Origin of the sequence: Lacibacter sp., assembly GCF_035299325.1 — a bacterium.
In the GTDB taxonomy this organism is placed as follows: domain Bacteria; phylum Bacteroidota; class Bacteroidia; order Chitinophagales; family Chitinophagaceae; genus Lacibacter.
Window position 1 is genome coordinate 277,620 of sequence record NZ_DATGWT010000025.1, and the last position, 13,009, is coordinate 290,628.

The window sequence follows — 13,009 nt, forward strand, 5'->3', positions numbered from 1 at the left end:
ATTAAATGCTAAAATAAATACACAGATGAAAAAAAAAGGTTTGCTATGGTTGGTTTTTCAGGTTACAGTTTTAATAACAGCACCGGCACAAAGAACGATCAGTGTCGATTACCATAAAACATCGGGGAAGCTTAATACAATGTTTAAAGAATGTGTGGGTGCAGGCAGAGCAAATGAAGGGCTACGTGCAGACTGGCAGCAGCAATTGGCTTATGTAAAAAAACAATGCGGCTTTAAATACATACGAATGCATGGCTTGCTTACCGATGATATGGCGGTTTATACCGAGGACAATAAAGGCAACCCGGTTTACAACTATATGTATGTTGATGCATTGATCGATTTCTTACAAAGCATAGGAATGAAACCATTTGTTGAACTTGGGTTTATGCCGCATGCATTGGCAAGCGGCCCTCAAACTATTTTTTGGTGGAAGGGTAATGTAACACCACCAAAGGATTACGAAAAGTGGGCGGCGTTGGTTCGAAATCTTACACAACATTTTACTGAAAGATATGGAGCTGAAGAAGTAAAGACCTGGTATTTTGAAGTGTGGAATGAACCTAACTTAACTCCCGGGTTTTGGACAGGTACACAGGAAGAGTATTTCAAATTATACAAATACGCTGCGCAGGCAGTTAAAAGTGTAAATAAGGAATATCGTGTAGGCGGCCCGGGAACTGCTGGTGCTGCATGGGAAGCGGAAACGATTGAGTTTTGTAAAAAAAATAATGTACCAATTGATTTCGTTAGTACACATTCGTATGGTGTTACACAAGGTTTTTTAGATGAGTATGGACAAGGCGGTACGGCATTAAGCAAAGATCCCATGAGTGTTAGTGGCGATGTGTTGCAATCACGAAATGAAATTCAAACATCGTCAAAACCAAACCTTGAATTGCATTATACCGAATGGAGTTCTTCTTACACTCCGGCCGATCCTCTTCACGATAGTTACCATGAAGCGGCTTATATTTTAGAAAAACTAAAACAAGTGGGCAATGCAGCCAACTCAATGTCGTATTGGGTTTTCACCGACATTTTTGAAGAACCTGGTCCCCGTCATACTCCTTTTCACGGCGGCTTTGGATTGCTCACCATACAGGGTATTAACAAACCTGCATTTTATGCTTATCAGTTCTTAAATAAGTTAGGGCAAACAGAATTGGCCAATACCGATTCCCGTTCCTGGGTTACAAAAAATACCCGTGGCGATGTGCAAATGTTATTGTGGGATTTTACTTATACGCTGCCAGACTCAACCAACAATCAAAACTATTATATCAAAGATTTACCGGCAAAATCGAAAGGCAAAGTGAAAATTAATTTAGCGAATGTTCCTGCCGGCAAATACACAATGGAAATTTACAAATGTGGTTATCGTGTAAACGATGCTTACACAAGCTACTTGGATATGGGTAAGCCAAACCAGTTGAATAGGCAGCAGGTAGAGAAAATAAAAAATCAAAACAATGGTAAACCTGTTACCACACAGCAAATTGAAATCAAATCCAATGCTTCTTTTTCAAAAGAAATCGAGATCAGGGAAAACGATGTGATCATGGTAAACCTGGTTAAACGTTAATGAATAAATATGTTGAAATAATAAATGTTGATGAAAATGAAATGTAAAATAGTTGCCTTGGGTATAGTTGCTTTAACAATGATTAGTGCAGTAACCGAAACTCATTCTCAAACAGTATCAGCGCTGGTAAAACCAATAAGCTCTAAGTATGATGTTGAAATTGATAAACTGATTTCAAAAATGACGTTGGAAGAAAAAATAGGCATGTTGCATGGCAACAGTATGTTCTCAACCGGTGGCGTAAAACGTTTAGGGATTCCTGAATTAAAAATGGCTGATGGTCCGTTGGGGGTTCGTGAAGAAATTTCACGAGACAATTGGTCTTCGGCAGGTTGGACGAATGATTTTGCAACTTACTATCCAGCCTCAGGAGCTTTGGCCGCCACCTGGAATACGAAAATGGCTTACACGTTTGGCAATAGTGTGGGACAGGAATTGCGTGCAAGAGGCAAAGACATGTTGCTTTCACCAGCAATTAATATTGTAAGAACACCATTGGGCGGCAGAACCTATGAATATTTAACTGAAGATCCCTTTTTGAATAAAAAGATGGCGGTGCAGTTGGTAACAGGTTTACAAAAAAACGATGTAATGGCCTGCATCAAACACTTTGCAGCCAACAACCAGGAAACCAATCGTGATTTTTATGATGTTCAAATGGATGAGCGAACACTTCGTGAAATTTATTTGCCGGCATTTGAGGCAGCCATAAAAGAAGCAAAAGCATATAGCATCATGGGCGCCTATAACAAATTCAGAGGCGAATATTTATGCGAGAATGATTACATGCTCAATCAAATATTAAGAAATGAATGGGGTTTCAAAGGCATTGTTGTTTCCGATTGGGCTGCAGTTCACAGCACAGTAAAATCGCTGAAAAACGGGTTAGACATTGAAATGGGAACACCAAAACCTTTCAACGAATTTTTTCTTGCCGACAAATTAATTGCTGCTGTAAAGGCAGGTGAAATTTCCGAAGCAGAAATTGATATACATGTGAAAAGAATTTTGCGCACTTTATTTCAGGTAAAGGCAATGGGAGCAAAGGACAGAGTAAAAGGCAGCATTGCTACAGAAGCACATTACCAGGATGCTTACAAAATTGCAGCAGAGTCGGTAGTGTTATTAAAAAATGAGAATAATGCATTGCCATTAAAATTAGCTGGTATAAAATCGATTGCTGTAATTGGAAATAATGCAACCAAAAAAAATGCATTGGGTGGTTTTGGTGCAGGAGTAAAAACAAAAAGAGAAATCACTCCCCTGGAAGGGTTGAAGAACAGGTTGCCAGCTTCGATTAAAATTAATTATGCCGAAGGCTATTTAGAACGTTATGAAGAAAAGAAATCGGGTAAGTTAGGTGATATTACATTAAGTGGACCTGTAACCATTGATCAGTTAGATCCTGTGAAATTACAAGAGGCGATTGAAGCTGCTAAAAATTCAGACATGGTCATCATCTTTGCGGGATCTAACCGTGATTACGAAACCGAAGCATCTGACCGCAGAAATTTGAAGCTTCCATTTGGGCAAGAAGAACTGATAAAAAAAATATTGGAAGTAAATCCAAAAACCATTGTGGTTTTTATTGGTGGAGCTCCTTTTGATATAGACGAAATAGACAAAAAAACTTCGGCTATGGTTTGGAGTTGGTTCAATGGTTCCGAAGGTGGAAATGCTTTGGCAGATGTATTGTTAGGAAATGTAAATCCTTCAGGTAAACTACCGTGGACAATGCCAAAGAACATTAACGAATCGCCTGCACATGCCACCAATAGTTTTCCGGGAGATAAAACGCTTACATACAACGAAGGGATTTTGGTAGGTTACCGCTGGTTCGATACAAAAAAAATTGAACCGCTTTATCCGTTTGGTTACGGCTTGTCTTACACTAACTTTTCTATCAACAATTTTACTACAGATAAAACAAGTTATGGAAAAGGAGAAACCATCCGTGTAAAATGTACGATAAAAAATACCGGTTCACGCTATGGAGCAGAGGTTGCACAGTTGTATGTAAGCGATCCGGTTTGTTCTGTATTGCGCCCCGACAAAGAACTCAAAGCTTTTGAAAAAGTTTTTTTGAAACCCGGCGAATCAAAAACAATTGAGCTGACTATAAAAGTTGCTGATCTGGCTTTTTATGACGAAACAAAAAAAGGCTGGAATGTGGAAACAGGTGAATTCGTATTACACATGGGCAATTCATCACGTAATATTTCAAAATCAGTGAAAATTTCGGTTAAATAAAATTTACAGGATTTAGTATATGAAAAAAATTGCAAGATCAGGAATTGTATTGCTTATAACGTTTTTTTTTCAATCGTTGAGTTATGCTCAAATAATTTTACCAAAAGTATTTGGCGATAGTATGGTTTTGCAAAGGGATGTAGCCATTCCTGTTTGGGGAAATGCTGTTCCGGGCACATCGATTGTTGCACAACTCGGAAAAATTCGTGCTGCTACGAAAGCAGATAGCAAAGGGAAATGGATGATTCGTTTTCCAAAGTTTAAAGCAGGTGGTCCATACACGCTTAAAATTTCCGAATCGGGGAAGGCTAATAGTAGTATTGAATTAAAAGGAATATTAATTGGTGATGTATGGCTGGCTTCCGGTCAATCAAATATGGAATGGCAGGTGCAACAATCGAAAGATGCCAAAAGTGAAATTGCAAAAGCAAATTATCCAAACATCCGTTTTCTATTTGTTGAGCATGATATTAAACTTACTCCTCAAACAGATTTTGCAGCCGGTCAATGGAAAACATGCGATACAAATAATGTAAAACAGTTCTCTGCAGTGGCTTATTATTTTGCCCGAAAAATTCACAAAGAACAAAACATACCCATTGGTATTATTCAAAGCACATGGGGTGGCACGCCGGTAGAATCGTGGACAAGCAGGGACATGTTGCTTTCATCGCCAATAACAAAAAACGCCACACTTGCCAATGATACGCTTACCGTTCAGCATTTTGCAAACGATTCATTGAATATGACTCGTTTTTGGGATATCGTTTATCAACCTCAGAACAATGCTGACAAAACGATTCCTTTGCCGGATTATAATGATGCAGCCTGGCCTTCAGTTGAGATGCCACGCCTGGTTAAAGATTTTGGGATTGGTAATTATGAAGGGATGATGTGGATGCGGAAGAAAATTACATTACCTGCATCTTTCGGTGGAAAAGATCTGGTGCTGAATATTGGCCACCCGGAAATGAATTATTCCCTTTATTTCAATGGTGTTGAAATATGCAAAACGATCTGGAATAATAATCCAAAACAATCTTATACTATTCCTGCCAGTATAGTGAAGAATGGAGAAAACACAATTTCACTACGCATAGCAATGTTATGGGGTGGTGGTGGATTAAATCCCCCTGCAGATAATATTTATATCACTGATGGCAATGATAAAGTTACTTTAGCAGGAAGCTGGTTGTATAACAAAGATATTGAAACGACGATGCCTAAGATCCATAACTACCATTATTACCCTTCAGTATTGTTTAACGCTATGATCAATCCGGTGATCCCTTACGGCATCAAGGGATTTATCTGGTACCAGGGAGAAGCAAATGATGGCGATGCATACAATTACCGTAAACTGTTTCCGATGATGATAAACGATTGGAGACAACGATGGCAGCAGGGTAGCCTTCCTTTTTTATATGTTCAATTGGCCAACTTCAAAAAGGCAAAAGACCTTCCTTCTGAGAGTGAATGGGCCGAATTAAGAGAAGCACAAACAATGACTTTATCGCTGCCCAATACTGCAATGGCGTGTATTATAGATATTGGTGATGCTGATGATATTCATCCAATCAATAAACAGGAAGTGGGCCGTCGCCTGGCTTTACATGCAAGTAAGTTGATATATAAACAAAATACGATCGCATCAGGCCCAGTATATAAAAGTTTTAAAAAAGAAGGTAATCAAATTCGTATCAGTTTTACAAATACCGGAACCGGTCTTTCAACAAAAGATGATACAGAAATAAAAGGATTTGCCATTGCAGGCAAAGACAAAAAGTTTTACTGGGCCAATGCTGTTATCAAAGGAAATGAAGTTGTGGTTTACTGTGATAAAGTGACTGAACCCGAAGCTGTGCGTTATGCATGGGCCGATAACCCTGATTGTAATTTAGTGAATTCGGCAGGTTTGCCCGCCATTCCTTTCAGAACAGATACATGGAAAGGAATTACTCAAAAATAAAAACGTAGAAAGTCTTGTCGGGAATCGCACAAATAAATCACAAAGGAGTAAAATGAATAGGAAATTAACCACAATTATTTGTGTGCTGCTCTTTCATTCGCTTATTGCTCAGCAAAACTTTTCATATCAGAACAGCACTGAACGAAAACAGCTGTTTGATTTTAGTTGGAAATTCTTTTTGGGTGATACAACATCTGCCAAATTAAAAGAGTTCAACGATAAAAATTGGCGAAGCCTTGATCTGCCACACGATTGGAGTATTGAAGGGAAAATAAATCCTAAAAACCCTACAGGTGGTGGAGGTGGATACTTTCCTGCTGGAGTAGGATGGTACCGCAAAACATTTCAAGTGCCCAAAGAATGGAAAGGCAAAAAAGTGTCCATTTATTTTGAAGGAGTTTATATGAACTCCGAAGTTTTTGTCAATGGAAAATCGCTTGGCACTTATCCATACGGTTATTCATCTTTTAGCTATGACCTTTCACCTTATCTGAATGTTGGTAGTGAAAATGTGATAGCAGTAAGGGTAGATAATTCACAACAAATGAACAGCAGGTGGTACAGTGGCTCGGGTATTTATCGGCATGTTTGGATGATGGTTACCGATCCGGTGCATGTGAAGCATTGGGGTGTTGCAATTACAACTCCCGATGTTACTTCAAGTAAAGCAACCGTGCAGGTAAAAACAATCGTAAAAAATGAAACATCTGCAACCAAGAGTATCATACTTAAAACCCTTCTTTGGAATAAAAATATACAGGCAGGAGATAGTCATACAAGAATAGAATTAGCCGCTAATAGTGAGAAAGAAATTACACAAACAATAACAGTGTCAGATCCCTTGCAATGGACACCTGAAACGCCACATCTATACTCGGCACAGATACAGGTAATAAAAAATAAAAAATTAGTTGATGATACTAAAACCAATTTTGGTATTCGTTCTATAAAATATACTACTGAAAATGGTTTCCAGCTTAATGGTAATACAGTAAAGCTTAATGGCGGCTGTGTTCATCATGATAATGGTTGCCTCGGCGCAGCAGCTTTCGACCGGGCAGAAGAACGTAAAGTTGAATTACTGAAAGCTGCCGGTTTTAATGCAGTAAGAACTTCTCACAACCCACCTTCCGAAGCATTCCTCAACGCCTGCGATAAACTGGGTTTGTTGGTAATGGATGAATCATTCGATTGCTGGAAAGTTGGCAAAAATAAATTTGACTATGCCATGTATTTCAATCAATGCTGGCAACGTGATCTGGAAGCAATGGTTCTGCGTGACCGTAATCATCCTTCAATTATTATGTGGAGCATAGGCAATGAAATTCCGGAACGAGGAAGTTCTGAAGCCATTACAACTGCCGCAATGCTTTCAGATGCTATTAAGAAAATCGATCAATCAAGACCCGTAACATCAGCAATAGTAGTGAATGAAAAAAAATGGGAAGCATTTGATTCACTGATGGCTGTGCATGACGTTGCAGGTTACAATTATCATTTGTATAGTGCGCCGGATGATCATAAAAGAGTTCCCTCACGAATTATTGTTCATACAGAATCTTATCCTAAAGATGCTTTTGCCAACTGGAAATTGGTGCAGGAGAATGATTATGTAATTGGCGATTTTGTTTGGACAGCGATGGATTATCTTGGTGAGTCAGGAATAGGGCGATGGTATTATTCGGGGGATGTACCCGGTGAGCATTGGGAGAATGATTTTTTTCCATGGCATGGCGCTTATTGTGGAGATATTGATTTAACAGGATGGAGAAAGCCAATATCACATTACCGAAGCATGTTGTATAATAATATTGAGAAACTTTATATGGCTGTTCGTGAACCTGCTCCTGAACCATTAGAAATTAAAACTACCTGGTGGTCGGTGTGGCCCACCTGGGAAAGCTGGACTTGGCCGGAGTATACAGGAAAAGAAATGCAGGTAGAAGTTTATTCAAAATACCCCGGCGTTCGGCTTTACTTAAATGACAAAGTTGTTGGTGAAAAAGCAACAACCAAAGAACAGGAATATAAAGCTACATTTTCATTGGCCTATTCACCAGGTGTGTTAAAAGCAGTTGCTGTTAAAAATAACAAAGAGGTAGCATCAACCATTCTGCAAACTTCAGGTGATGCTGCAAAAATTAAACTTATAGCCGACCGGAAGGAAATAGTTGCCAATGGACAGGATTTGATGTATGTAACAATTGAGCTAACAGACAAGAATGGAATATTTCAACCCAATGCTGCAAACCGCTTGCATGTTGAAATTGATGGGCCGGGAATTATCGCTGGAATAGATAATGCTGATCTTAAAGACACTGATCAGTATACAGGTAATACACGTAAAGCATGGCACGGAAGAGTATTAGTTGTAATCAGGAGTACTCACAATGTTGGTGACATTAAACTTACTGTTAGATCGACCGGTTTAGAAGATGCCAGTTTAACTTTTAAAGCATTAGTTGATAAAAAATAGCATAGATTTTTTGCTCCCGGTCAGCAGAGCGATTGAATCTTTAAATACTCAGAATATAAAAAGTGAGGTCATGACTAGAATAAAAATGGCGATTCTTTTCAGAATCGCCAAACAGGTTTACTTTGGTGCCCGGGACTAGCCAGAGTTCGAACTTTTTGCTTGCCGACCTACGGCATGTGATCGATTTTAATACTGTTATTCGATGAAATTCTTTTAACTATTCGTAGGGATACCCGCTTTACACTCCAAAGTTGAAACCCCTAAGCTTCATTTTTATGCAATCGTAATCAAGCTAGTCACTATGATTTTTTCCCTTTAAAATCTTTCGGACTTAATCCTGTTTTGTTTTTAAAAACTGTAGAAAAGTAAGAAGCTGTGGAAAAGCCTGTTTTGTAGGCTGTTTCAGCTATCGAAAGGTCTTCATGCTGAAGATAGTATTTAGCTTTCTGCATCCGCATGTTCAATATATACTCATTGATATTTGTATCCATCAATGATTTGATTTTTCGATGCAACTGAATCTTCGAAAGATTCAGTTCTTTGCTGATATCATCGATGGAAAAATTTTCATTCGGTATATTTCGTTCAACAATCGAAATAAAATCTGCAACCAAGCGGCGGTCTGTTATTTTTCCGCCACTTCTTATTTCCGTAGGTATTTCGCTGCTGTAATGGCTTTTAAGTTTCTGCCGGTTTGTAAGAAGGCTGCTGATTGTTTTTTCTAATATCGAAAAATTAAATGGCTTGGCTACATAAGCATCGGCAGCAATTTCAAGACCGGCCATTTGTTGTTGTGCCGATGTTTTTGCTGTTAATAATATTACCGGTATATGAGAAGTACGAATGTCTTTTTTTAATTCTTCCGTTAAAGTGAAGCCATCCTTTACAGGCATCATCACATCAGAAATAACAAGGTCGGGCATTTGATCAAATACGATCTGTAATCCTTTGGCACCATTTTCTGCTTCATATATATAATAAGATTCTGAAAGCCTTTGCCTGAGAAATTTCCGCATTTCAGGATTATCCTCCACAACTACAATAGAGCCCAGCTTTTCTTTTTTGCTTTCTTCAATGGCTGGTAAGAAAACGTCTTCCGAATAAAGATCCGACATAAATATTTCTTCTTCCTCACTACTGAACTTTTGTATTTCATCCGCAAATGATAACTCTGTTTCTGTGAAATGCTCTTTCCCCAACGGAAGCCTTACTGTAAAAACGCTGCCTTTGTTTTTTTGACTGCTCACTGTTATATTTCCATGATGCAGTGTGATCAGTTCTTTTGTTAGTGGCAGTCCAAGACCTGATCCTTTATGACTGCCATAATCACCTTGGTAAAAAATATCGAACACCTGGCTCATTTCTTCCGGCAACATGCCTCTTCCATTATCTTCTACTTTAATAATAGCATTTGCAGCAACAGGATCTTTTTCCAGCGACACAGTAATGAAACCACCTTCTGCTGTGAACTTAAACGCATTGGAAAGCAGGTTGAATAATATTTTATCAAGCATTCCTTGGTCCGCCCAAATAAACAAAGCCCTTTCACGGGTTATGAGTCTGCAATCAATATTCCGTTTATCAGCCAGCGGTTGAAATGTTTGAACAATGTCGTTTACAAAAAGCACCAGATCGGTCTCCGTGGCTTTCACCTGCATTTTATTAAACTCTATCTTTCTGAAATCGATCAACTGATTTACCAGTCGCAGGAGACGTTGTGTATTTTTTTGAATGAGCTGTAATGGTTGTTTGGTTGATGGGGGCAGTTTTGAAAAATCAAGCAGCTCTTCAACCGGACCAAGTATAAGACTGAGTGGTGTACGAAACTCATGAGAAATATTGGTGAAGAAATTAAGCCTGGCTTCGTGTGCAGCTTCTGCTTTTGCTGACATTTCAATCAACTGTTCGCTTTTCTTTTGCACTTCATCATTCTTTTGTGCAAGTTGTTTGTTCATGCGCCGGTTCAATTGGCGTGAGTAGAAAAGAAGACCGGCAAAACAAAAGGTCAATACCAATGTAATCAACAATACGTATAAAAGGTTGCGTTGTGTTTGATAGGTTTGCTGCTGTTTATCCATTACTACCTGCTGCTGCTCGATATCTTTTTGCTGGTCTAATATTTTATCGGCTTGCAACGATGTCATCCGTACATTCCCACTATCAACCACCAAGGTTTGCAAAACAGTTTCTTTAGGCACGGGCAGGTTACTTAATATACTTACCGCATTGCGGATAGATTCTGCGCCACCGGTTGGATATAATACAGAAGCAGTAATGATATGGTTACTTACATATTCCATTCCTGCGCCCTTTCCCGGCAGCGCATCAACACCAATTATTTTTACAGGGGGCAATTGCTTTTCTTTAAAAACTTCGTAAGCACCAAGCGCCATTACATCGTTGTGAGCAAACACCAGCCTTGGGTTTGCGGAACTGTCAATCACCTTCAACAATGCCTCTTTGGCGATTGGCTTTACCCAGTCGCCATTAATCTTTTTTATGATCCTGATATTTTTATGCTGAGCCAAAGCATCGCCAAAACCTTTGCTTCGTTCAATGGCAGGAGAAGAGGCAGGCAAACCGCCAATTTCAACGATGTTTCCTGACTCGCCGAGCAGTGTAGCGGCATAATTGCCGGCTATTTTGCCAATCTCATAATTATCAGCGCCAATATAATTGTTGTAAAGCTGTGAAGCAATCTTGCGATCTACCACAATTACGGGAATACCCTTATTATATACCTCTTCTACAATGGGGGTGAGTGGTGCGGCTTCGTTGGGCGAAATAATCAGCAGGTCGATGTTTTCCTTCAGTAATTCTTTTACCTGTTTTATTTGCTCTGCACTATTGTCATTGGCTTGCTTGTATAACAATTTAAAATTGGGGTTAAAAGCAAGTTCCCTGCGCATTTCTTCAATCATTGACCTACGCCAGTTATCTGCATCGCCGCATTGTGAAAAACCGATGAGGTATTTTTTCTCCTTCTCCGTTTTGCACGATAGAACAAAGGAAACCAACAGCAAAAAAAACATCCCGTTGACCCATATTTTGGAAAAAGGAATAATCCTGGAGATCATGGCAAAGCAGTTAATTACTTAAATGTATAACTATTGATATTATTTTAGAAGAGTTGGGTATAAAATTAAAAGTTGACTTATGAAGTGTTTTTTATAAATCCTACTTAACGTATTGATTATCATTAAAATTAAATTATTATCTCACATGATACAAAAATGAAACAATATGATAAAAAACTGAAATGATTTCTGTGCTTCCAAGGCCTAAGTTGTGTCAAATTGTTTTTGCCATATGAATCAGAAACTCATTTTTTGGAGCATAGTTGTTGCTCTTGGTGGTTTACTCTTTGGGATGGATGTCGCTGTTATCTCCGGAGCTGAACAGGAAATTCAAAGACTTTGGAATCTAAGTGATGTAGTACATGGCCAGGCCATTGCTTCCGCACTTTATGGCACCATTATCGGTGCTCTTTTCGGAGGAATCCCGGCCGAAAAATTTGGAAGAAAAAAAGTGTTGATCTGGATTGGTATCATCTTCCTTGTGTCTGCAATCGGTTCAGCAGTTGCTGCTGATGTTGTATCATTCATGGCATTTCGGTTTTTAGGAGGCCTGGGTGTTGGAGCTTCTTCTGTAGTTGCCCCAATGTTTATATCAGAGATCGCACCAGCCAAAAACAGGGGAAAATTAGTTGCCACTTTTCAATTCAATATTGTATTTGGCATTTTGCTCGCTTATTTCTCCAATTATTTTTTAAGCAATATTGGCGAAGATGCCTGGCGATGGATGCTTGCCGTGCTGGCAATTCCAGCATTGCTGTTTGTTGTCCTTATGTTTTTTGTGCCGGAAAGCCCACGTTGGTTAATGGTACATAGAAACGATTACGCCAAGGCACGTGAAATTTTGGAAGTTTCCGATCCCGAAGGTGTAGACGAAGCCATCAAAGCAATTCATGAGTCAATAGACGAAGAGAAAAAACAGGCAACATTAGCCACTTTCTTTACAAAACGGTTTACCAAGCCCATCATTCTTGCATTTCTGATTGCCTTCTTTAACCAGATGAGTGGTATTAATGCTATCATCTATTTTGCTCCACGGGTTTTTGAAATGGCGGGTATAGGTAAAAGCGCTGCGTTTTTACAAAGTGCAGGTATTGGGTTAGCAAACCTTGTGTTTACGATGCTTGGTTTGTATCTCATTGATCGCATTGGCCGCAAAAAACTAATGCTCATCGGCTCCATCGGGTATATTGTTTCGCTGGGTGCCGTAGCTGCAGCATTTTATTTTCAATGGTTAGGTGGTGTGGTAGTGCCCGTTCTCCTTTTCATGTTTATAGCTGCACATGCTATTGGGCAAGGTGCTGTTATCTGGGTATTTATTTCAGAAATTTTCCCCAACCAGGTAAGATCTTATGGTCAGTCATTAGGAAGCTCAACACATTGGGTAATGGCGGCCATAGTAACAAGCGTGTTTCCATTTTTTGCCAACAATCCTGCCATCGGTCCTGCAAAAATCTTTTTCTTTTTTATGCTGATGATGTTATGGCAATTGCTATGGGTGTTATTTAAAATGCCCGAAACCAAAGGCGTTCCTTTAGAACAACTGGAAGCACAACTGTTGCTTACATCATCACAAAAAAAAGCTGCTGTAATTAAGAAAGCCGCAACGGTTGTTGAATAAAAAGTATTCTATCATTCTATAAATGCTTGCTGTT

The 13,009-nt window shown here is 39.1% G+C and carries 6 protein-coding genes; 5 read left to right on the forward strand and 1 reads right to left on the reverse strand.

Features of this window, described 5'->3' with window-relative positions; all coding sequences use genetic code 11:
* Positions 1-25 precede the first annotated feature (25 nt).
* From VK159_RS15010 to VK159_RS15025, 4 genes are read left to right on the forward strand one after another with little or no spacing between them, the layout of a single operon-like run.
* Positions 26-1,585, forward strand: coding sequence for a GH39 family glycosyl hydrolase (locus VK159_RS15010; protein ID WP_324230975.1), 1,560 nt, complete (start codon positions 26-28; stop codon positions 1,583-1,585).
* A gap of 36 nt (positions 1,586-1,621) precedes the next feature.
* Positions 1,622-3,835: a glycoside hydrolase family 3 C-terminal domain-containing protein gene (locus tag VK159_RS15015; RefSeq protein WP_324230976.1), complete on the forward strand. Its 2,214-nt coding sequence runs from the start codon at positions 1,622-1,624 to the stop codon at positions 3,833-3,835.
* A gap of 19 nt (positions 3,836-3,854) precedes the next feature.
* Positions 3,855-5,804: a sialate O-acetylesterase gene (locus VK159_RS15020; RefSeq protein WP_324230977.1), complete on the forward strand. Its 1,950-nt coding sequence runs from the start codon at positions 3,855-3,857 to the stop codon at positions 5,802-5,804.
* Positions 5,805-5,856: 52 nt separating this feature from the next.
* Positions 5,857-8,280: a sugar-binding domain-containing protein gene (locus VK159_RS15025; protein ID WP_324230978.1), complete on the forward strand. Its 2,424-nt coding sequence runs from the start codon at positions 5,857-5,859 to the stop codon at positions 8,278-8,280.
* A gap of 299 nt (positions 8,281-8,579) precedes the next feature.
* On the opposite strand, the gene VK159_RS15030 is transcribed toward VK159_RS15025, so the two are convergent.
* Positions 8,580-11,357: a hybrid sensor histidine kinase/response regulator transcription factor gene (locus VK159_RS15030; protein WP_324230979.1), complete on the reverse strand. Its 2,778-nt coding sequence runs from the start codon at positions 11,355-11,357 to the stop codon at positions 8,580-8,582.
* Positions 11,358-11,589: 232 nt separating this feature from the next.
* On the opposite strand from VK159_RS15030, the gene VK159_RS15035 reads away from it, so the two are divergent.
* Complete coding sequence (locus VK159_RS15035) at positions 11,590-12,975, forward strand: sugar porter family MFS transporter (RefSeq protein ID WP_324230980.1); 1,386 nt, start codon at positions 11,590-11,592, stop codon at positions 12,973-12,975.
* The last annotated feature ends 34 nt before the right edge of the window (positions 12,976-13,009 follow it).